This window comes from Prochlorococcus marinus CUG1438 (assembly GCA_017644325.1).
Taxonomy (GTDB): domain Bacteria; phylum Cyanobacteriota; class Cyanobacteriia; order PCC-6307; family Cyanobiaceae; genus Prochlorococcus_A; species Prochlorococcus_A marinus_AA.
On the sequence record JAEPLS010000001.1, the window covers coordinates 454,320 to 475,204 of the forward strand.

A 20,885-nucleotide genomic window follows, 5' to 3' on the forward strand; every position below is an offset into this window, starting at 1 on the left:
ATTATTTTTAATTAAGCACAGCCTCCTCATACTTTATTTAAACAAAAAACTTTTAGAACATCCATATATATTCTTATTCATCAATTGTTATTTCAATATCTAATTCTTTTAATTGTGATTCAGAGACATTTGAAGGTGCATTTGTGAGAAGACATTTTGATTGTTGATTTTTTGGAAAAGCAATGGTTTCTCTGATTGTATCTGCACCAATTATAAGCATGGTAATACGATCCAACCCAAACGCTATTCCACCATGAGGAGGAGCACCCATTTCTAAGGCTTCTATTAAAAATCCAAATTTTTCATCAATCTCTTTATCAGTAAGTCCTACCGTTTTCAGAACCTCTCTTTGTAAGTTCGCTTCATGAATACGTAAAGAGCCCCCTCCTAACTCCAATCCATTGAGAACTAAGTCATAAGCATTTGCTGTAGAGCTCTCAATTTCTCTTTTTAAGTTTTCAGAATCTTTTGATTTTATATTTTTTGGAGAACAAAAAGGATGATGTAAAGCTTCATATCTATTTTCATCTTCATTTCTCTCAAACATCGGGAAGTCAGTTACCCATAAGAAATTCCATTTACTTTTATCAATAAGATTTAAGTCTTTTGCAATATATTGTCTAACCCTATCTAATGACTGATTGACAATTTGTTTATTTCCAGCTCCTAAGAGGATTAAGTCTCCATCTTTTGCTTCTGTGATTTTTAAAATATCAGCTATATGCTCTTCACTTAAATTATTTTTAATTGCCCCAATAGTTTCAAGCTCATCTCCTTTGACCCTTATAAAGGCCAAACCACCAGCTCCTGCATCTTGAGCTACTTGGAAGATATCACCTCCTGGTTTAATTCTTACGTTGCTAATACTTGAATTACCTCCTTTGACTGTTATGGATTTTATATAACCTCCAGACTTAATTGCCTTGGTGAAAATATTAAACCCAATATCACCTAATACTCCTCCTAAATCTTTTAACAACATTTGATATCTAGTATCTGGTCTATCAGTGCCGTAATTATCCATTGCTTCCTGCCATGTCATTCTTGGAAACGCATTATTAAAATTAATATTTAACACTTCTTTCCATATTTTTTTTATGAGACTTTCATTAAAAGAAATTATTTCTTCTTCACTAATAAAGCTCATCTCAATATCTAATTGAGTAAACTCTGGCTGTCTATCTGCCCTTAAGTCTTCATCACGGAAACATTTTGCGATTTGATAATACTTATCTAGGCCCCCGACCATTAAAAGTTGTTTAAATAGTTGTGGGGATTGAGGTAAAGCAAAAAATTCTCCATTTGAAAGACGTGAAGGAACAAGAAAATCGCGGGCGCCTTCAGGAGTTGACTTTGTAAGCAATGGTGTCTCTACTTCTGTAAATCCAAAATTATCAAGAAATTCTCTAGCAACTTTAATAATCTTATGTCTTGTTTTTAAATTTTCTAGTAATTTTCCCCTTCTTAAATCAAGGTATCTATATTTTAATCTGAGTTCCTCTTTTGTATTTTCATAATCATGTATAGAAACTGGAAAAGGTAAGTTGTTTTTAATTTGGTTGAGAATTTGCAAATCTTTAACCTTAAGCTCTAACTCTCCAGTACTTAAATTTGTATTTATGGAATCTTTGGGCCTTTCATTAATAATTCCGCTAACCATTATTACTGTTTCATTTCTTAGAGTTTCTGCCTGTTTAAATAGATCTGCACCATCATCGGGGTTAATTGTTATTTGAAGGAATCCACTATGGTCTCTTAAATCAATAAAAATTACACCACCATGATCTCTTCTTCTATCTACCCATCCGCATAAATTCACTAATTTACCGATATCTGTATTATTCAGTTCTTTGCAAATTTTGTTTCTCATCTAAGTATGATTTATTTACCAATAACTTATAATAATTCTTTAAGGGTAAATTTAGTTAATAATTTTTTATATAGAACGTTCTTTTTGTTATTACCCCTTTGAATTTTTTTCCTCTAATTAATATTTGAACTTCATTATTTATGAAGGCATGCGAAGTATTGATGTATGCAAAAGCTATAGCTTGTTGTTTAGTTGGAGACCAACTGCCGCTTGTGATAGTGCCAATATTTTCTTCACCTTTAAGAACAGCGCAACCTTTTCTTCCTATTGCTTTACCTTCTATAGAGAGACCAACTAACTTTTTTTGAACACCTAATTTTGACTGCTCTTCAAGAAATCTTCTTCCAAAGAATTCGTGATTATTTTCTAGATGTACTAGCCAGCCTAACCCTGCTTCATATGGAGAAGTTTCTTCATTTATGTCTTGACCATAAAGATGCATGCCTGCTTCAAGTCTAAGAGTATCTCTAGCTCCTAAACCACAAGGTGCGACATTTTTGGAAATTGAGAAATCCCATAAATTAATTGCTGCTTTTTTAGATAAAAGTATTTCCAGACCATTTTCCCCCGTATATCCTGTCTTTGAAAAAAAAATTTTTTCTTTAGGCGAAATATGTTCAAAAATTTTATATTCGCAACCAAAGTTAGGGATATGTGAGATCGAAGATTCAATCCATTCTTCAAATAAATCGAATGAGTTTTTTCCTTGTAGTGCTAAAAGTACTTTGTCTTTTTTAAAGTTTGTTATCGATATTTCAGACATATTTAAATTATTTTTTATCCACTGAAAATCTTTTTCATATCTACTTGCATTTACTATTAACAATAATTCTGATATGTCATTTTCTTGTATACCAAGATCATAAATTATTAAGTCATCTATTATTCCTCCTTTATCATTGAGCATTACTGTATAAAGCCCCTGACCTTCAGAAAAGGAGTATAAATTAGTAGGAAAAAGTTTTTGACTATAATCCTTTGGATTGATTCCCTTGATAGAAATCACACCCATGTGAGAAATATCAAATAATCCTGCTGAAGATCTAACTGATTCATGCTCTTTAATTAATCCTGAAAATGATATGGGCATTTCCCAACCAGCAAAATCCACTAATTTTGCATTAGATTCAACATATTTTGAATAAAGAGGACTTTTTAGGAAATCCATGAAATATTTAGTTTGTATTTAGTATTTTTACACTTTAGTTTAGAAATTTTTTATTGCATATTTTCTAATGACAAAATTAAGCTTCTAAGTACTTTGGCCGCAACTATACTACTTACTCCGCTTTTATCAATTTCTGGAGATAATTCCACAATATCTGAAGCCACAATTCTAAGGTCTTTAAAAGTTTTCAGTATTTCTTCAAAATCATTCCAAAAAAATCCTCCCGGTTCTGGAGTGCCCGTCCCTGCTAATAAGCTGGGATCAAACCAATCTAAATCTATTGTTAAATAGATTGGAGACTTAGCGTAAGGTAGAAGAGCTTGTTTTAAATCATGTGCATTTCCGCCTGGAGAAAAGTTAACTAATTGGTTGTTGTTATGCATAATTTCAAACTCGTCTTTAGTTCCACTCCTAATTCCTACTTGCAAAATTCTCTTTTCAGGTAGCACTTCTAAGCATCTTTTCATAGTACAAGCATGACTATGTTCATTACCTATATATGATTCTCTTAAATCTGCATGAGCATCAAGTTGAACCAATATCAAATCTGGATATTTTTTTACTAATGCTTCAATAGCACCTCTTGTAATAGAGTGTTCGCCTCCAAGCATAATAGGACTAAGGCGTTTACTAATTAAAAAATTTGTTGCTGATTTAACAGACTCTATAACGGACTTTGAATCATTTTTATCAATTATTATTGATCCAAAATCAACATACATAATATCTTCTAAGTCTTTTTTTATATTTGGACAATATGTTTCTAAACAAGAACTGACTTGTCTTATTGCGTCTGGACCAAATCTTGCTCCTGGTTTAAACGAACATGTCCCGTCATAATTAACTCCAAATATACCAATTGAGCAGTTCTCAGGACTTCTCTTTGCTCCCATATAAATTGCATTTTCGTTATTAAATAAATTTTTTGTCATCTTATGAATCTAGTTCTTTTACAAATTTATTGGGCATCATTTTGAATGCTGCATTTTGAAAATTTAAATTCCAAATTTCACATCCTTTTTCTATTTTTAGTACTTCATCACAATTTTGCTTTGATAAATTTAGATATTCTGAAGAAGCAAATGTCCAACTCCAAATCCCGCTTGGATATATGGGCACAAAGGAATACATAGTTTCAGAAACTTTAAATATATTTTTTAGGGTTTTCAAAATATTTATGTGAATATTTTTGAAGGATTCAGGAGATTCGCTTTGCGTTGCTAATATCCCCCTTGGTGTAAGTATTCTTTTACATTCTTTATAAAAAGAATCTGAAAATAATAAATTTGAAACTTCTGAGGGATCTGAACAATCTACAAATATAACGTCGTAGAAATTATCTCTTGTTTTTTTTACCCATTTAACACCATCATCAATATGTATTTCTAATCTTTTGTCATTCCATGCTTCGCCTCCAATTTCTTTTAGAAATTTTTTAGATATTTTGATTACCTCCTCATCAATTTCTACTAGATCAATTTTTGATATTTGAGAATATTTAACGCATTCTCTGAGAGTTCCGCCGTCACCACCGCCAATAATTAGTACATTAGATTTTCCGTAAATACTACTTAATGCAGGATGTACAAGACACTCATGATAATATTTCTCGTCTTTTAATGATGTCATCCAGCAACCATCTAACATTAAAGCTTTACCATAATATTCATTTTCAATGACAATAATTTCTTGATATTTTGAGGTTTTTTTGATTAGAATTTTCCCATTTAGGCCGAATCTTGAGCCTTTATGATATTCATCTATCCATGTTGTAATATTTGTCATTTGCTTTTAGGAATTTTTCCCGCCAGTTTTTGTTTAGCTATTTGCCAAAGCCGTTGAAAGTCTTTAGGAGTTTGTTTTTTAATATTATCTCCTGCATGCTCTTCAACAATTGAAAATCTTTCTAAAAATTTTATATTAGTTTTTTGAAGAGCTGATTCAGGATTTATTTTTAAAAAGTTTGAGAGATTCAGAAGGGTAAAGTAAATATCCCCAAATTCATTTTTTATTTCTAAATCATTCTTGCTTTTAATTGCCTCTTTTAATTCATTTATTTCTTCTTCTAACTTTTTAAAAATCTCATCAGTACTTTCCCACTTGAAACCATGTTCTTTAACAACATTTGTGATTTTATCTGTTCCAACTGTTGGCGGTAAATTTTTAATTTTCAAATTTAAATTTCTACTAATTGAAGATTTCATATGAGGTGCTTCTTTTTCTAAATTTTTTATATTTACCCAAATCTCTTGTGATTTTTTTAATGATACTTTTTCCTTTTTGTTAAAAATATATGGATGTCTATTAATAATTTTCTTGTTTAGATTTTTTATAACATCCTTTAGTTCAAATTTTTTTTCTTCGTAACCGATTTCAGCATGAAGCATTACTTGTAATAAAAGATCTCCTAACTCTTCACATATGTGATTTGTATTTTTTTCATATATCGCATCTACAAATTCATTGCTTTCTTCATACAAAAATGGGATCAACGACATATGAGACTGTATTTTCTGCCATGGGCAACCCCAAGTTTTATCTTTTAAAGCTTTGATATTAGATATCAAAATTTTAAAACTATGTATAGTTTCTAAATCGGAATTATTTTCCAATTTATATCTATTGTTTGAGCACATAGGATATATTTAATTAATTAAATTTTGCCTCAATCATGAAATATTTAAATACTTAGTATAAATTTTTCAACTTCATCTATTAGAATGAATTATTATAAGGGCGATTAGCTCAGCGGTAGAGCGCCTGCCTTACAAGCAGGATGTCCCTGGTTCGAACCCTGGATCGCCCATTTGTTTTTTTTTCTAATGACTGAGATTGTTAATCTTTCAATCAGTCAAAGCGCTGCTTCAGAACTATCTAGGCAAGCTTCTTTTGGAGGTTCTCCAGGAGAAATGTCGATTGATTTGGTAGAGGATAAAAATTGTTCTGAAGGCTGGATGCATATTAGATTCAGGCCGGGTTCATCTAATGGTTCTCCTATTTCAAGAACAGAAGGGGTAACTTTATATGCTGATGTAAAAAAGTTTAATTTACTAAAAGATTTAAAATTAGATTATTACGGTGATTTGAGTGGTGGTGGATTTCTTATCTCAACACCAAAAAATGCAAAACGTTGTTCCTGTGGTTCTGGCTTTAAACTTTTGTAAATTTGATGTCCCTTTTTTTGCAAACTAATATTATTTTCATCAATTGGCTGCTATCAAGATAAAATAAACAAAAAGTTTACTGAAATAAAATTTGGACATGACAGAGATGAATGATCAATTATCTTTAGAGAATTATTCACCTTTTGAAGTAGAGAAAAAGTGGCAAGAAAAATGGGAAAGTTTAAAAGCGTTTAGTCCTAACCCTGAGGATGATGGTGATCCCTTTTGTATTGTTATTCCGCCACCAAATGTAACCGGATCTTTGCATATGGGGCATGCCTTTAATACGTCTTTAATAGATGTTGTAGTACGTTTCCAAAGACTTTTAGGTAAGAATGTTTTGTGTTTGCCGGGTACTGATCATGCTTCAATAGCTGTTCAAACTATTCTCGAGAAACAATTAAAAAGTGAAGGCAAAACGAGTGAGGATATTGGAAGAGATGAATTTCTTAAAAGAGCATGGAACTGGAAAGAACAAAGTGGTGGCAAAATTGTAACTCAATTAAAAAGGATTGGATATTCAGTAGATTGGAGCAGAGAAAGATTTACTTTAGATCAGAAATTAAATGAGGCAGTTGTTGAGGCCTTTAATATTCTCTATAAAAAGAATTTAATTTACAGAGGCGAATATTTGGTTAATTGGTGCCCTGAATCTCAATCTGCGGTAAGTGATCTTGAAGTTGAAATGCAAGAAGTAAATGGTCATTTATGGCATTTTAAATACCCTTTACTTTCTGAAAGTGGTGAACAGTTAGATAAGTACTTAGAAGTTGCAACAACAAGACCAGAAACTCTTTTGGGTGATACTGCTGTGGCAGTTAATCCTGATGATGATAGATATAAAGAATTTATTGGTGTCAAAGTAAAAGTTCCTTTCGTTAATAGAGAAATACCTATTATCGCTGATTCACATGTTGATAAAGATTTTGGTACGGGTTGTGTGAAGGTTACTCCAGCTCATGATCCAAATGATTTTGCAATAGGAAAAAGGCATAATTTAAAACAGATTAATGTAATGAACAAAGATGGAACTTTAAATATTAATGCCGGTATTTTTCAAAATTTAGATAGATATGAGGCTAGAAAGAAAATTATCAAAGAATTGGACAACTTAGGCCTTTTGACAAAGATAGAGGATTATAAACATACTGTTCCTTTTTCTGATAGAGGTAAGGTGCCAATTGAACCTTTATTGTCAACACAATGGTTTTTGAAAATGGATGATATATCACAAGGATGTCTTAATGAAATTGATTCTAAAAAACCATCGTTTATTCCATCACGCTGGGAGAAAGTTTATAAGGATTGGTTAGAAAATATTAATGATTGGTGTATCAGTCGGCAATTGTGGTGGGGTCACCAAATACCAGCCTGGTATGTTTTAGATGAATCTCAAGACTCAATAGAACAAGATACTCCATATATTGTTGCAAGAAATGAAGAGGATGCCTTAATCGAAGCTAATAAAAAATTTGGATTAAATATTAAATTGGTTCGTGATAAAGATGTTTTGGATACATGGTTTTCAAGTGGTTTATGGCCTTTCTCAACCCTTGGTTGGCCAAATATAAGTGATCCGGATTTTAAAAAATGGTATCCAAATAGTGTTCTTGTTACTGGTTTCGATATTATTTTCTTCTGGGTGGCAAGAATGACAATGATGGGGAATACTTTTACAAATAATATTCCTTTTAAGGATGTTTATATTCATGGTCTGGTTCGAGATGAAAACAATAAAAAAATGAGTAAAAGTTCAGGTAATGGTATTGATCCAATACTATTAATTGATAAATATGGTTCTGATGCTCTACGATTTGCTTTAATTCGAGAAGTCGCAGGCGCAGGACAAGATATCCGGCTTGATTTTGATAGGAAAAAAGATACGTCTTCAACTGTTGAAGCTTCAAGAAATTTTGCGAATAAATTATGGAATGCAACTAAATTTGTGTTAATTAATAAAACTTCTAATAATAATTATTCGCTTAATGAGAGTGATGAAGCTTCTTTAGAGTTATGTGATAAGTGGATTTTATCGAAATTGAATCAGGTAAATATAAAAGTCGTTGCTTTATTGAAAGAATATAAATTGGGAGAATCTGCGAAACTTTTATATGAATTCACGTGGAATGATTTTTGTGACTGGTATGTAGAATTTGCTAAACAAAGGTTTAATAATAAAGAGACTAAAAATAGACAAATATCTGAAAAAGTTTTAATAAAAGTGCTCAATGATATTTTGGTAATGATTCATCCTTTTATGCCGCACATTACTGAGGAACTTTGGCATGTGTTGCAACTAAAACCAGATAATGCATTATTATCTCTTCAAAAATGGCCAACTCACGAAAATAAATTTGTTGATCATAAGCTTGATAATTCCTTTCAGCAACTCTTTGAAATTATTAGGTTGACTAGAAATTTGAGAGCTGAATTAGGTCTTAAGCCATCAGAAAAAGGTCCTGTATATTTAATTTCAGACAATGATGAATTGATTGATTTTTTAAAAACTTTAGTTGATGATATTCAAACCTTAACTAAATCTTCTGAAGTATTTATTTTTAAAACTAATGCTGTTGATAAAAAAGAGTTTGCTAAATCTTTTTCCGGGATAATTAGTGATTTAGAGGTTTACCTACCTTTTCAGGATTTTGTAAATATAGATGCATTAAAGGAAAGGTTAACCAAGGATTTTAAAAAGGTGACTATTGAATTAGAAAATTTAAATAAGAGATTATCTAATAAAAATTTCGTTGATAAGGCTCCAAAAGATATTGTTGACGAATGCAGATTTAAATTAAATGAGGTTTCGGTACAAAAGGAAAGAATTACTAAAAAACTCGAACTTCTGAATTGAGAATGAATATATTTCTTGAAAATATTTATAATTTGTCTTTTTTTTTTAATACTGGTTTTGGGATCTTTTCGTTTGTTTGTATTTATATTTTAATTGTTTTATTAATTCTTCCAGCCTCCTGGTTATCTTTATTATCAGGTTTTTTATATGGTTCATATTTAGGATCAATTATCGTTTTCATTTCCGCTTCCATAGGAGCATCAGTTGCTTTTTTTGTATCAAAAAGTTTTTTTGCAAAAAAGGTAAAAAATCTTTTTAGCCGTTATCCAAAATTAAGTGTCATGGAAAAAGTAGTAGCAAAAGGTGGACTAAAATTAATTTTTTTAGCGAGGTTATCGCCGATATTTCCTTTCAGTATTCTTAATTATTTTTATGGTTTGAATAATGTTAAATTTAGAGATTTCGCTCTTGGTCTTCTTGGAATAATTCCAGGAACTTTTCTTTATTGCTCAATAGGTAGTTTGGCAAAAAGTATTCAGGAGTTGAAAAATATGCAATCACCAAATAATTTATATATTACAGGCATTGGAATTATTTCAACTTTTTTAGTTGTATATTTCTCAGCTAAATACTCCAGAGAATATTTTGAAAAATCTTAAGTATTTACTCTTTAATATTCCAATCTCTAATTGATGCAATTAAGATAAACCCTAAAAGTCTTAATTTACCTAGTAAAGTTTTGTTGGCTTCTAATTCGATATATTTTGCCTGTCCACAAGGTGTTTTTATGAAGTTGAAAACTTTTTTCTTCGCCATAAGTCCCTCAAAAAGTCCTAATAATTATTCTTATATTTTACAGCCAAGATTTTTTTTTTATTTAAAAACCACATTTTTCTTTGACTTCTTTGTTAAATATTATTTTTTAAAATTTAAACTTTTTCTCCATCTTTGAATCCTCTAAAGCATTTAAATCTAGGAAACCTAAGACTAAAAGTCACTGCATCCTTTGACTTGGTTTTTGCATCAGCTCTGATTTCTACAAGTTGACCAACGAGATGATTACGTTTCGACCAATATTCTTCACGTTGGATATCACTAAATCCACTTCCGCAACTAAGACTGTATTCATACCCATCATCTTCTCCTTCTACCAGTATTGCCCCAAGTCTCCCTTTGTTGCGACCTGTACCTTCCTCAACCGATACAACTTTTAAAGTAACTTCAATGAAAGGTTTTGCTTTTAACCAACTGTGTGTTCTTTTACATTCATACATAGCATCAGGATCTTTAATCATTACTCCTTCATATCCACCTTCCACAGCAGATTTATTCAGCTCTACAAATCTTTTTTGTCCTTCAATAGTGTCGAGATCTACATTTTCCCATTCAAGTGTTTGTATATGTTTTAGAAGCCTAGAATGTTTTGCTACCCATTCTTTTACTAATAAACTTCTTTTTGTTTGAGTAGTGTTCCATCTCCCTTTTTGAAAGTCTTCAAGGGGACATAAGTCAAATAGGTGGAGAACTGCGTCTTTGGTTTGCTTGCCATCTTTTCTATGTACCTGTTTCATTAAATCTTGAAAGTTAGCGCTCATTACTTCACCATCGAGTACTAAGTCATAAGGTTCTGGGTCTTCTTTTAAGGCGTTTTCTATTTCTGAAATAATATGACCAAAATTATGGAATTGTTTCCCATTACGAGAAAACATTTCAACTTTATTTTGTCTGACAATAGTTAAGACACGTACACCATCTAATTTGATTTCAATTTGCTTTTTTCCTATCATTTTTTTTTCATGATTTGCACTGTCATGAGCTAAAGGACAAGAAAAAATAGGAATAGTATATTTGGGAAATTTCTTTGCTATCTTGTTGATTGTTTTTTCAGATACACCACATCTAAGATCTTTAATTAAAACGCGTCTATAAAATCCATTCCACTCTTCTTTTGTTGCTGATTCCATAGCCGTAAGAATTGCATCGCGAGCAGCGTGACCAGTAAGTTCTCTTTGAATAAGCTTATTGGCTAATTTTCTAAAATCCTCCCATAAAAAATTGTGACTTTTTTCAGTCTCTTTCTGAGGGATAATTTTTACCCCAAAAGTTACCAATGGATCAAGTGCCATTCGTACACCTTCAAAAAAATCATCTAGACCTTCTTCCATTGCTTCGGAGATAATTTTTTCTTTATCTAATCTACTTGGGTGTAATTCTAATTGATGTATTATTTCTTCTTTAAACAATTCTTTTTGCCTCACAAGAAATTATTAATTCACTTTAGCTATTCTGTCTATTTTCCAATCATTGTCAGTCTTTGCAAAAGTAAAATCTAATGGAAGCTCATCTTGTTTATCTTCTGATTTTAAATTCAAAGTTATTATTATTTGATCTTCTTGGACTCTAGGTCTTCCTGATTTTAAATTTCTGTATTTATTGAGGTTTAAACCAGCTAAAAATTTAAGAAAGTCTTGTCGTTTTACATGAGTTTTATAAGTTTTTGTAGTCAAACCATAAGCTGCATCAATTCTGCCTGCTGCTATTTGATCGAAAAACTTTCTTACTAATGGATTAATTCCTCTGGCGCTTATAACTAATTTGACTGCATTAAAAGTCCAAAAAGAAACTAGTACAGCTCCCCCAACTAATAATGCTTTGATTCCGATATCTTTAACTAGTGTTGCATCCATGTTAATTTGGGTTTTTTATTACTTTAAGAAAAGAAATCGTTTTTGATGGCTTTTTTTGTCAAAATAATACTAATTTTAATCCATAATGCCAGTAATTCCCCTTTTACCCTTATTTCATAGATTTAATAGCCAATATTTTGGAAATTCTTTAACGGTTAATAATCAGCCTTTAGTAAAAGTGAGATGGAGTGATAATAGATTAAAAACTACTGCTGGTTTTTATAAAAGAAAACGTATTAATGGTTTTATAGATTCTGAAATTATCTTATCGAAACCTATCTTGAGTAAATTATCCACTATTGAAATAAACAGTACTTTATGTCATGAAATGATTCATGCATGGGTAGATAGGATATTAAAGAAAAATGAGATACATGGCCCAAATTTCCTTGAAAAGATGCATGAAATTAATTCAAAAGAGAAGAATTTTCAAATTGCTGTAAGGCACTCATTTCCTATAGAAAGGAGAGAATTAAAATATATAGGAACTTGTCAACATTGTGGTGAGAAATTTTTTTATAGAAAAAGAATAAAGAATATAGCCTGTAAAAAATGTTGTGTAAATTTCTTTAATGGATCATGGAATAAAAAGTGTTTAATTTTGTTTGATTAGAAATAATTAGATGTGTTTTTGTTTCTATCTTTGGAATTATTTATTTTTTTAATGTATTTTATATTTTAAAAAGAACAATAATCTATGGATTCAAGGAGAATTAGAAATCTTAGAAATAGTTTTGATAGAAATATTGTTGATAAACAAGTTGATAAAATTTTTGAAACTGGAAGACAATTCGTTGATGGAGTATCTGGTGCTAGGCCAGGTAAAAGAAGGAACTCAGATTTTCAAGGAATAACTAGTAAGAGTGTTAAAAAAGTAGGAAGATGGGTATCTGAAAAAGTGGATTTATTTTTTGATGAAGAAAATGATGACTGGAATGATGAGAATTTTTACGATGATCAAAGCGATATTAAGACATTTTCCAGAGAATCAAATTCTTATGAATCTACTACACAGAATTCAAAAAGACCTTTAGAAGCATTATCTTTAAGGCAACCAAAAAATTTACAGACAACTGAGCAAAAAAAATTACCTTATGCGAAAGAGAGTAAGGACGAAGATTGGCCAGATGAAATGGATTTCAAAGTTGAAAGATGGCAAAGAGCTTCAGAAAATGAGAATAATACTTCGAGAGATCAATCAATTCAACAAGTTAAATCAAAATCAAGAAATCTTCCCAGATCAAGAAGAAGAAGAGTATAGTTTGGTAAATTCTTTAATTCCTGAATAACCCAGTAAAGTTTCTAAATTTGGATTGAAAACTTCCCTTATAATTGTTAAGGGTTTTTTGTCTCGAAAAAATCTGTAATTTCTTGACCAGAATGGACCTTTACAGCAAAATTGATCTTCTAACCATTTTGCATTGACAAGTGAAATACGATCAACTTCTCTAAATAATTCTGATCTGTCTTGTGTCAAATTCTTCCAAATTGGCTCTTCTTTGGCTTTTAAATTTTCACTCACTTGATCTGCATTCCACCAACTTTCTGCCCATGCTAGGTTTTTATTATTGCTTTTGATCCATACTTGTCTTCTAATTAAAGGGCCATTTAACTGATTCAATTCTGTAGGGCCTTCTTGAGTGGATAGAGGATCTAATTGCATTGAAATTAATTTAATTTTTGTCTCTTGATTAGTTAAAAGCTGCAGATGTCTAGTTGGACTTCCATCCCCAAGCAGCATTAATTTCCATGGCCCAGATATTTTTGGTAGTGAATTCTTCACTAAAAAAATAGAGGCTTTTTCTTCCCATAAAATTTTTGGAGAGTTAAAAAGTTTATTATTCAGTGCTCTGACGGAGTGCTTTTAAGATGATAACTTTTTTTCAGCAAAAATATTTGCCTTATCTTTTTTTATCTCTCTTATTTTTAGCCAAACAAGTAAAGCAGTTAAATCAGCTTTGCTAACTCCAGGAATTTTTGAAGCATCACCAAAATTTTTTGGCTTTATCTTATTCAAATTTTCTCTAGCTTCTAAAGATAATGTATCTATCTTTTCATAATTTATTTCTTGAGGCAGAGATTTAGAGCTTTGACGATTGATTTGTTCAATGTTGTTTTTTTGTCTTTTAAGATAACCCTCGTATTTAATATCTATTTCAACACCTTCTTGTATTGAAGAGGCAATATTTTTTTCAGTCAAATTATATTTAATTAAATCTGAATAATGAAAGTTTGGTCTTTTTAAGAGTTCTTTTAAAGTTGTTGAACCTTTGATTTTTGATCCAGTGGCTAATTCTAGTTTTTTTGATATTTCATCCGTGTTTTTTAAACGAGTGTTTTGTAATCTTAATTTCTCTTCTTCAAGGAGTTTCATTTTTTCTTGATAGAGCGACCATCTTTTCTCATCAATTAGCCCTATTTCATAACCTAAAGGGGTTAATCGCCTATCTGCATTATCTCCTCTAAGGGTCAACCTGTATTCGCTCCTACTGGTAAGAACTCTATATGGTTCTTTGAGATCTTTGGTAATTAAATCATTGATCATTGTTCCTATATAGCTGCTTTCTCTAGTGAAGATTATTGGATCTTTTTTGTTTAGTTTTCTTGTCGCATTGACTCCGGCTACTAATCCTTGTGCTGCTGCTTCTTCATAACCAGTAGTTCCATTAATTTGTCCAGCGCTAAATAAATATTCAATTTCTTTCGTTTCGAGTGATGTTTGGAGTTGTGTTGCAGGTATATAGTCATACTCGACAGCATAAGCTGGTCGCAACATTTTACATTCATTTAATCCAGGTAAGGTTCTTAGAAGCTCTAATTGAATATTTTCAGGTAAACCGGTAGAGAATCCTTGAACATATATTTCAGGGGAATTAATGCCTTCCGGTTCTAAGAAAATTTGATGTGATTCTTTATCAGCAAATTTAACGATTTTATCTTCAATTGATGGACAATATCTTGGACCCTTACTATCAATAAAACCGCCGTAAATGGGAGTTAAATGTAAATTGTCTCGAATTAGTTGATGTGTTTTTGAAGTTGTTCTTGTGATATGACAACTAACTTGGGGCATATTATTTTTGATATCTGGGTCAAACGAAAAATATTTATCAGCTGCAGTGCTAGGTTGAATATCTAATTTATCAAAAATGATACTTTTTTTGTCAACTCTTGCTGGAGTTCCTGTTTTTAAACGTTCTGTTTTTATACCAATTTGGTGCAAGTTTTGGGTGAGGCCTTGTGCTGCTTGTTCGCCCGATCTACCTGCTGACATCGATTTATTCCCTATCCATATTTTGCCTTCTAAAAAAGTACCAGCTGTGATGATAACTGATTTCGCTGAGTAGTAACTACCAAAGAATGTTTTTACACCCTTTATTCTTTTTTTTACAATTTTTTTTGAGTTCAATCCAATTTGTTCAGTTTTTGCAATATCCAATTCGGTAATCATTGCTTCTTTCAAAGATAAATTATCTGTATTTTGAAGTATTTCGATCATTCTTTTTGAGTATTCTCTTTTATCGGTTTGAGCTCTTAACGCCCATACAGCTGGTCCTCTACTTGCATTTAATATTCTTTTTTGTATAGCTGTCTCATCAGCTAATTTACCAATAATTCCGCCTAATGCATCAACCTCATGAACTAACTGACTTTTTGCTGGTCCGCCAACTGCAGGATTACAAGGTTGCCAGGCAATCCTATCTAAATTGATTGTAAATAAGGCAGTAGAAAATCCTAATTTTGCTGTTGTTATAGCTGCTTCGCATCCTGCATGTCCTCCTCCAATAACGATGATGTCAAAAGATTCATTTGTTGCTTGATGATCTTGCATTTTTAGGATCGATTTAATTAGCTAAATTCCTAAATCTCGTAAATTGAGGTTCAAATAATAATTTAACAGTTCCCACGGGTCCATTTCTATGTTTAGTGACAATGATCTCTGTAATACCTCTATCTTCAGTCTCTGGATTATAGTATTCATCTCTATAAATCATTAATACTAAATCTGCGTCTTGTTCAATAGATCCTGATTCTCTTAGATCGCTTAACATTGGTCTTTTATTTGTTCTAGATTCTACCCCTCTACTAAGCTGAGATAAAGCTACAACTGGTACTTTTAATTCTCTAGCCATGCTTTTAAGACCTCTAGTTATTCGTGAAAGTTCTTGTACTCTATTATCAGGGGTTGTTCCTTCCATTAACTGGAGGTAATCAATAACAATCAATCCTAATTCTTTTTTTTGTTCAGCAATTAATCTTCTGCACAGTGATCTCATCTCTAAAACACCTAAGTTAGGTTTGTCATCTATAAATATTGGTAATTGACCTAATGAATTGATACCTTCTCCAAGTAAAGGCCATTCATCTTGCTGTAGTCTTCCTGTTCTTAGCCTGCCACTCTCGATTCCAACTTCCATAGAGAGTAATCTATATGTCAACTGTTCTTTACTCATTTCAAGGCTAAATACGCACACAGGTAAATCTTGAGATTGTGCAACATTTTTAGCTAGGTTAAGAACTATTGAAGTTTTCCCCATTGAAGGTCTTCCAGCAACAATTATTAAATCACTTCTCTGAAAACCTTGGGTCATCGCATCAAGATCGTAAAAATTCACAGGAATTCCAGCTACTGAAGTACCTAATGATCTGGACTCTATTTCATTGAAAGTGCTAGTAAGGATTTCAGCTGCCTGAGTCAGGCCTTTTGAAGGTTTTTCTTGGCTGATTTCAAATATTTTTTGCTCTGCTTTATCTAGAACTTCATTAGTATCTTGAGTTTGATCAAAACCTAGTTGAACCACTTCATTCCCAGATCTGATAAGTTGCCTTCTCATGAATTTGTCGTTAATTAAATTAGCAACTTGTTCTATGGAAGCTGTAGAGGAAACATTTTCAACTAGTTCTACCAGTTTGCTGTTTCCTCCAATTTTTTCTAGTGATCCATTATCTGCTAACCAAGCACTCATTGACGTTAAATCAGTTGGTTTCCCCTGGGTATGCAACATTAATGCTGTTCTATAAATCTCTTGATGGGCATTTATATAAAAAGCTTCAGGTTTAATTAAGTCTGCAATTCTTCCGATCGCGTCTGGATCAAGAAGTATGCCCCCAAGAACAGCTTCCTCTGCTTGAACGTTTTGAGGAGGAACTAATCCAGAGTTTTCACTATTAAAATCTTTTTTAAAATTTTTATTTTGCCCATTATTTGGAAAAGGTACGGAAACCATATCTTTAATTGCTTAGATATATACTCTGGCTACTTTTCAAAATAATGCAACAAATTTATTAACTTGTTACTTCAATATTTACTTCTGCATTTACTTCTGGATGTAATTTTATTTTTGCAGTAAAGGAACCTAAATTATGAATATCAGGAACTGTAATATTTCTTCTATCAATTTCTTTTTTAGTTGCCGCTTCTATGGCTTCGGCAACATCCCCATTGGTAACCGTTCCAAAAAGGACGCCATCTTCTCCAACCTGTTTTTTGATAGTGAACCTACCTATTGTAGATAATGCAGTTTGGAAATCTAAAGCTTCTTGCTTTAATTTATCAGCAGCGATTTTTTCTTTTTCTTTCTTCCTCTCAATTTGTTTAAGGACTGCTGGTGTTACATTCATTGCCTTGCCATAAGGTAATAGAAAATTTCTTGCGTATCCTGGTGCTACATCAACTAGATCTCCTTCTTTACCTAGTGATGCGATTGATTCAGTTAATGCGACTTGTACTCTTTTAGCCATGAAAATATTGAGCAATATAGTTAATAATAAGACCTAGAGGGTAACTTTACCTTTTTTGCAAAACCAAATTTCGCAAGAATCTTAATATGTTCCCATGTTATGTCTATCTGACCCTTAAATAATCCTTGTTTTGCCGAATTGGGAAATGCATGATGGTTATTATGCCAGCCTTCTCCAAATGTTAATGCAGCAACCCATGCATTGTTTTTAGATGAATCACCACTTTCAAATGGTGCTTTACCCCAACAATGTGTCGCGGAGTTGACTAGCCAAGTTACATGATAAACAACCACAAGCCTCAATGGAATTCCCCAAAGGACAAGAGCCCATCCTCCAACTCCTAATTTTTGACCTATTGCGTACAATGAAAGTCCAATAGGAATTTGTAAGAATAAAAAATATTTATTTAAAAATCTATAGTATGGATCCTTGATTAAATCTGCACTTAGTTTTGGAACAGCTTTTAGTGCTTCTACGTCTTTAAACATCCAACCCATATGACTCCACCAAAACCCCTTTTTACTATTGTGATGATCTACTTCAGTATCTGAAAAAGAGTGGTGATGCCTATGTAAACCTACCCAATCTATAGGTCCATGCTGACAACTTATAGCTCCACAGGTAGCAAAAAATCTTTCTAACCATCTTGGTACAATGAAAGATCTGTGAGATAACAATCTGTGATATCCAAGGGTGACCCCTAAGCAAGCAGTTACCCAGTAAAAAAATAATAATGAAGTGACTGCAGGTAAACTCCAAAATTTTGGTTGTATAGCTACAAGAGAAAGAATATGAATTGCAACCATAAAAAATATTGTTCCCCACGTTTTATGTAGTCTTGGAGGATATCTTTTTGAATGACTGGAAGGTTCTAGTAATTTTTCTGAGAGTTCTATAACTTTTTCAGCTGGAACAGGTTTTTTTAATTTTGCTGTTTCTTGGAAAATTACTGAATTCATGATATTGAAATGCTATTTTCAAAATTACCGATATGTAATATTATCATACTATACTATTGATAAGTTTAATTATCTGTGAGTCTCGGATATCGCGATAAATTATCTAGAGGTCGAAGGGCCATGGCTCATTTGATACACCTCTGGCATGAAAGAAATGGTTGGTCTCACAGAGTATTGCCATTACTTTCAGAAGTTCTTGATTTAGGTAAAGTTCATAATTCGCAAATTTCAAATCTTAGGAATGGAAAGTTATCTTCGCCAGGTCCTGAAGTTTTTCTTGCTTTAGCTCAGGTTAATACGATTCTTGATCAAGGTATTGAAAAAATCAGGGATCGTTTTGAAAGTGATTACCCAGAGTTATGGAAATCTTTGCAAGAGTCTGCATTACCCCTAAAAAATGATTCTGGTAATCCATTGTCGGCCGGGGAGTTATTCGAGATATTTTCAGGATTAAAACCTCTACCATCATCTTTTGACTGGTACATAGAAGATGAAGAAGCTTCTGCTTTAAGTGATGCTCTTTCAGTGCATTTTTGTCAGAATAAGGCTTGGAGATCATGTAAAATGGAGGTAATGGAAGCCTATGCTGTCAATAAATCTGCCCGCAGAGAACGTTTTGCTGAGGTAATTGCAGGAATTAGAGATTATACGGCAGAAGAATTAGATGGAGAACTTCTTGATTTATATGAGGCTTCAAAAAAACTTTCTTATTTTCATGGTAGGGGACCTAATGCTTTCCTCGCAGAATTAAGAAATTTAGCTTCTGAAAAATAACATGAATTTTCATAATAAATGATTCTTGACAATAACTTAAAACTGGCTGAAAACGCTGTTCTCTCTGTCGAAGAGAGTTTAAGTAAAGTTTTCCAAGAAAGGTCTAATCAGGTTTTCCATAAATTAGAAAATATTTTGACAATTTTTAAGGAAGAAAAAGTTTCTACTAGTCATTTCAATCAATCTTCTGGTAGTGGTCATGATGATATATCTAGAGAAAAAATTGATGCGGTTTTTCGAAGATTTTTTCTAGCTGAAAAGGCTGCTGTGAGGATGCAATTTGTAAGTGGAACGCATGCTATAAGTTCTGTCTTATTTGGAATTCTTCGACCTGGAGATGTAATGTTATCTCTCACAGGACAACCATATGACACTTTAGAAGAAGTCATAGGAATAAGGGGAGGAGGAAAAGGCTCACTTAAAGATTTTGACATTGAATATAAGCAAATAAATATCTGCGAAAATTTTGATTCTTTTGAAGAAAAAATTGTTCATTCTTTTGAAGAAAATTCTTGCAAATTAGTATTCATACAAAAAAGTTGTGGATATAGTTGGAGAAAATCTCTTACGAATCATCAGATAGAGAAAATTTGTAGTCTTATTCATTCCCTTGATCCTAATTGTATATGTTTTGTTGATAACTGTTATGGGGAGCTTGTTGAAGATAGTGAACCAATTTCTAAAGGGGCAAATATAATTGCTGGTTCATTGATTAAAAATTTGGGAGGAACAATCGTTCCTACTGGTGGGTACGTTGCAGGAGATGCAGATTTGGTTGAGATGGCATGTTCTAGATTAACCTCACCAGGCATTGGTTCTTCTGCAGGAATAAATTTTGGATTAGGAAGATTAATTTTGCAGGGTTTGTTTTTAGCACCACAAATTGTTCACGAATCACTAAAAGGTGCTGATATGGTTGCAGCAGTCTTTAAAAATTTGGGATTTAAGGTTTTACCAGAGCCAACAACTTATAGATCTGATCTTATTCAGTCAGTAAGATTGAATAATCCTGATTTGGTACAAAAAGTTTGTCAATCTTTTCAAAATTCTTCACCAGTAGATTCTTTTCTGAATGTTGTTCCATCATCAATGGATGGATATGATTCAAAATTATTAATGGCAGGAGGCACCTTTATTGAAGGTAGTACAAGTGAATTTTCTGCTGATGCCCCTCTAAGAGATCCTTACAATATTTTTGTTCAAGGTGGTTCTCACATAGCTCATATCAAAATTGCATTAATTCGATTATTATCTGAACTATTAGAGGAAAAATTAATTTCGAAGGATTCTCTATTTCCTTTATCTACTTAATCATGTCTTACAAGTTTCCAGACAACCTCAACTATGCTGATACTCATGAATATGTCTTGGAAGAAAATGGATTATTAAAAATTGGAGTTAGTGAATTCGCTATAGATCAATTAGGAGATATTGTTTTTGTTGAATTAGCTGATGAAGGGGCGACTTTAGAGAAAGGCGAGACTTTTGGAACAATAGAATCAGTTAAGGCCGTAGAAGAAGTCTATCTGCCTTTTTCAGGGGAAATAGTATCTGTTAATGAGAGTGTTATTGAGAACCCTGAGCTTTTACAGAATGATCCGATTGGAGACGGTTGGTTAGTAATTTTGAAACCAGAGCCAAGAGCATCAATTGCTGATTTGATGACTTCTGAGGAATATCAATCAAAGGTTGTACCAAAATAAGGCAAACTTTTTAAAAAGAGCTAT

21 protein-coding genes and 1 tRNA gene are annotated in these 20,885 nt (G+C 32.2%); 9 read left to right on the forward strand and 13 right to left on the reverse strand.

The genetic code is table 11. From position 1 onward, the window contains the following. Positions 1 to 73 precede the first annotated feature (73 nt). The 5 genes from aspS to mazG are packed head-to-tail and all read right to left on the reverse strand — an operon-like array spanning position 74 to position 5,674. Positions 74 to 1,870 (reverse strand): aspartate--tRNA ligase, encoded by a 1,797-nt coding sequence (gene aspS, locus JJ847_02545; GenBank protein MBO6959765.1) that lies wholly within the window; start codon positions 1,868 to 1,870, stop codon positions 74 to 76. A gap of 55 nt (positions 1,871 to 1,925) precedes the next feature. Beyond that, on the reverse strand, positions 1,926 to 3,038 hold the full coding sequence (gene gcvT, locus JJ847_02550; protein ID MBO6959766.1) for a glycine cleavage system aminomethyltransferase GcvT: 1,113 nt from the start codon (positions 3,036 to 3,038) through the stop codon (positions 1,926 to 1,928). A gap of 50 nt (positions 3,039 to 3,088) precedes the next feature. After that, a complete protein-coding gene (speB, locus tag JJ847_02555) occupies positions 3,089 to 3,970 on the reverse strand; it encodes an agmatinase (protein ID MBO6959767.1) in 882 nt (293 codons plus the stop codon). A 1-nt stretch (position 3,971) separates the two neighbouring features. Beyond that, the gene (speE, locus tag JJ847_02560) at positions 3,972 to 4,823 is read right to left on the reverse strand and encodes a polyamine aminopropyltransferase (protein ID MBO6959768.1); all 852 of its coding nucleotides are present in this window, start codon (positions 4,821 to 4,823) and stop codon (positions 3,972 to 3,974) included. Beyond that, positions 4,820 to 5,674, reverse strand: a complete 855-nt coding sequence (mazG, locus tag JJ847_02565) for a nucleoside triphosphate pyrophosphohydrolase (GenBank protein ID MBO6959769.1) — start codon at positions 5,672 to 5,674, stop codon at positions 4,820 to 4,822. Before mazG ends, speE begins: the two co-directional genes overlap by 4 nt. Before the next feature lie 98 nt (positions 5,675 to 5,772). Here mazG and JJ847_02570 point away from each other — a divergent pair. The 4 genes from JJ847_02570 (at position 5,773) to JJ847_02585 (ending at position 9,655) form a co-directional block, all read left to right on the forward strand. Further along, positions 5,773 to 5,844 (forward strand) — tRNA-Val (locus JJ847_02570). A gap of 16 nt (positions 5,845 to 5,860) precedes the next feature. Then, positions 5,861 to 6,202, forward strand: a complete 342-nt coding sequence (locus JJ847_02575; GenBank protein ID MBO6959770.1) for an AIR synthase — start codon at positions 5,861 to 5,863, stop codon at positions 6,200 to 6,202. A 97-nt stretch (positions 6,203 to 6,299) separates the two neighbouring features. After that, positions 6,300 to 9,056, forward strand: coding sequence for a valine--tRNA ligase (locus JJ847_02580; protein MBO6959771.1), 2,757 nt, complete (start codon positions 6,300 to 6,302; stop codon positions 9,054 to 9,056). A gap of 2 nt (positions 9,057 to 9,058) precedes the next feature. Further along, positions 9,059 to 9,655, forward strand: a complete 597-nt coding sequence (locus JJ847_02585) for a TVP38/TMEM64 family protein (protein MBO6959772.1) — start codon at positions 9,059 to 9,061, stop codon at positions 9,653 to 9,655. Between the two features lie 4 nt (positions 9,656 to 9,659). Here JJ847_02585 and JJ847_02590 read toward each other — a convergent pair whose 3' ends face one another. From JJ847_02590 to JJ847_02600, 3 genes are all read right to left on the reverse strand, one after another. Beyond that, complete coding sequence (locus JJ847_02590) at positions 9,660 to 9,812, reverse strand: hypothetical protein (protein MBO6959773.1); 153 nt, start codon at positions 9,810 to 9,812, stop codon at positions 9,660 to 9,662. 113 nt (positions 9,813 to 9,925) lie between these two features. Then, complete coding sequence (locus JJ847_02595; GenBank protein MBO6959774.1) at positions 9,926 to 11,239, reverse strand: ATP-dependent DNA ligase; 1,314 nt, start codon at positions 11,237 to 11,239, stop codon at positions 9,926 to 9,928. Positions 11,240 to 11,263: 24 nt separating this feature from the next. Next, complete coding sequence (locus JJ847_02600) at positions 11,264 to 11,683, reverse strand: hypothetical protein (protein ID MBO6959775.1); 420 nt, start codon at positions 11,681 to 11,683, stop codon at positions 11,264 to 11,266. Between the two features lie 85 nt (positions 11,684 to 11,768). On the opposite strand from JJ847_02600, the gene JJ847_02605 reads away from it, so the two are divergent. Together JJ847_02605 and JJ847_02610 are read left to right on the forward strand one after the other, a co-directional pair. Beyond that, positions 11,769 to 12,296 carry a SprT family zinc-dependent metalloprotease gene (locus JJ847_02605; protein MBO6959776.1) on the forward strand — a complete coding sequence of 176 codons (528 nt, stop codon included), beginning with the start codon at positions 11,769 to 11,771 and terminating at the stop codon, positions 12,294 to 12,296. Positions 12,297 to 12,380: 84 nt separating this feature from the next. Next, positions 12,381 to 12,944 carry an RNA helicase gene (locus JJ847_02610; protein MBO6959777.1) on the forward strand — a complete coding sequence of 188 codons (564 nt, stop codon included), beginning with the start codon at positions 12,381 to 12,383 and terminating at the stop codon, positions 12,942 to 12,944. On the opposite strand, the gene JJ847_02615 is transcribed toward JJ847_02610, so the two are convergent. Genes JJ847_02615 through JJ847_02635 form a run of 5 tightly spaced genes read right to left on the reverse strand, consistent with a single transcriptional unit; the run spans position 12,924 to position 18,384 of the window. Next, positions 12,924 to 13,499 (reverse strand): chorismate lyase, encoded by a 576-nt coding sequence (locus tag JJ847_02615; GenBank protein MBO6959778.1) that lies wholly within the window; start codon positions 13,497 to 13,499, stop codon positions 12,924 to 12,926. The genes JJ847_02610 and JJ847_02615 overlap by 21 nt on opposite strands. Positions 13,500 to 13,547: 48 nt before the next feature. Beyond that, a complete protein-coding gene (mnmG, locus tag JJ847_02620; protein ID MBO6959779.1) occupies positions 13,548 to 15,515 on the reverse strand; it encodes a tRNA uridine-5-carboxymethylaminomethyl(34) synthesis enzyme MnmG in 1,968 nt (655 codons plus the stop codon). Positions 15,516 to 15,528: 13 nt separating this feature from the next. Next, the gene (gene dnaB / locus JJ847_02625; protein MBO6959780.1) at positions 15,529 to 16,911 is read right to left on the reverse strand and encodes a replicative DNA helicase; all 1,383 of its coding nucleotides are present in this window, start codon (positions 16,909 to 16,911) and stop codon (positions 15,529 to 15,531) included. Between the two features lie 58 nt (positions 16,912 to 16,969). Beyond that, the gene (rplI, locus tag JJ847_02630; GenBank protein ID MBO6959781.1) at positions 16,970 to 17,425 is read right to left on the reverse strand and encodes a 50S ribosomal protein L9; all 456 of its coding nucleotides are present in this window, start codon (positions 17,423 to 17,425) and stop codon (positions 16,970 to 16,972) included. 20 nt (positions 17,426 to 17,445) lie between these two features. Further along, positions 17,446 to 18,384, reverse strand: a complete 939-nt coding sequence (locus tag JJ847_02635; protein MBO6959782.1) for a fatty acid desaturase — start codon at positions 18,382 to 18,384, stop codon at positions 17,446 to 17,448. Between the two features lie 75 nt (positions 18,385 to 18,459). Here JJ847_02635 and JJ847_02640 point away from each other — a divergent pair, with 75 nt between their 5' ends. Genes JJ847_02640 through gcvH form a run of 3 tightly spaced genes read left to right on the forward strand, consistent with a single transcriptional unit; the run spans position 18,460 to position 20,861 of the window. Continuing rightward, entirely contained in the window at positions 18,460 to 19,158 is a 699-nt protein-coding gene (locus JJ847_02640) for a hypothetical protein (protein ID MBO6959783.1), read from the forward strand. 18 nt (positions 19,159 to 19,176) lie between these two features. Further along, positions 19,177 to 20,469, forward strand: coding sequence for an aminotransferase class I/II-fold pyridoxal phosphate-dependent enzyme (locus tag JJ847_02645; GenBank protein ID MBO6959784.1), 1,293 nt, complete (start codon positions 19,177 to 19,179; stop codon positions 20,467 to 20,469). Positions 20,470 to 20,471: 2 nt separating this feature from the next. After that, positions 20,472 to 20,861: a glycine cleavage system protein GcvH gene (gene gcvH, locus JJ847_02650; protein MBO6959785.1), complete on the forward strand. Its 390-nt coding sequence runs from the start codon at positions 20,472 to 20,474 to the stop codon at positions 20,859 to 20,861. Positions 20,862 to 20,885 lie beyond the last annotated feature (24 nt).

Coding starts and splice junctions, on each gene's coding strand:
- aspS (MBO6959765.1), bottom strand. CDS start 1,870: ATGAGAAACAAAATTTGCAAAGAACTGAATAATACAGATATCGGTAAA.
- gcvT (MBO6959766.1), bottom strand. CDS start 3,038: ATGGATTTCCTAAAAAGTCCTCTTTATTCAAAATATGTTGAATCTAAT.
- speB (MBO6959767.1), bottom strand. CDS start 3,970: ATGACAAAAAATTTATTTAATAACGAAAATGCAATTTATATGGGAGCA.
- speE (MBO6959768.1), bottom strand. CDS start 4,823: ATGACAAATATTACAACATGGATAGATGAATATCATAAAGGCTCAAGA.
- mazG (MBO6959769.1), bottom strand. CDS start 5,674: ATGTGCTCAAACAATAGATATAAATTGGAAAATAATTCCGATTTAGAA.
- JJ847_02575 (MBO6959770.1), top strand. CDS start 5,861: ATGACTGAGATTGTTAATCTTTCAATCAGTCAAAGCGCTGCTTCAGAA.
- JJ847_02580 (MBO6959771.1), top strand. CDS start 6,300: ATGACAGAGATGAATGATCAATTATCTTTAGAGAATTATTCACCTTTT.
- JJ847_02585 (MBO6959772.1), top strand. CDS start 9,059: ATGAATATATTTCTTGAAAATATTTATAATTTGTCTTTTTTTTTTAAT.
- JJ847_02590 (MBO6959773.1), bottom strand. CDS start 9,812: ATGGCGAAGAAAAAAGTTTTCAACTTCATAAAAACACCTTGTGGACAG.
- JJ847_02600 (MBO6959775.1), bottom strand. CDS start 11,683: ATGGATGCAACACTAGTTAAAGATATCGGAATCAAAGCATTATTAGTT.
- JJ847_02605 (MBO6959776.1), top strand. CDS start 11,769: ATGCCAGTAATTCCCCTTTTACCCTTATTTCATAGATTTAATAGCCAA.
- JJ847_02610 (MBO6959777.1), top strand. CDS start 12,381: ATGGATTCAAGGAGAATTAGAAATCTTAGAAATAGTTTTGATAGAAAT.
- mnmG (MBO6959779.1), bottom strand. CDS start 15,515: ATGCAAGATCATCAAGCAACAAATGAATCTTTTGACATCATCGTTATT.
- dnaB (MBO6959780.1), bottom strand. CDS start 16,911: ATGGTTTCCGTACCTTTTCCAAATAATGGGCAAAATAAAAATTTTAAA.
- rplI (MBO6959781.1), bottom strand. CDS start 17,425: ATGGCTAAAAGAGTACAAGTCGCATTAACTGAATCAATCGCATCACTA.
- JJ847_02635 (MBO6959782.1), bottom strand. CDS start 18,384: ATGAATTCAGTAATTTTCCAAGAAACAGCAAAATTAAAAAAACCTGTT.
- JJ847_02645 (MBO6959784.1), top strand. CDS start 19,177: ATGATTCTTGACAATAACTTAAAACTGGCTGAAAACGCTGTTCTCTCT.
- gcvH (MBO6959785.1), top strand. CDS start 20,472: ATGTCTTACAAGTTTCCAGACAACCTCAACTATGCTGATACTCATGAA.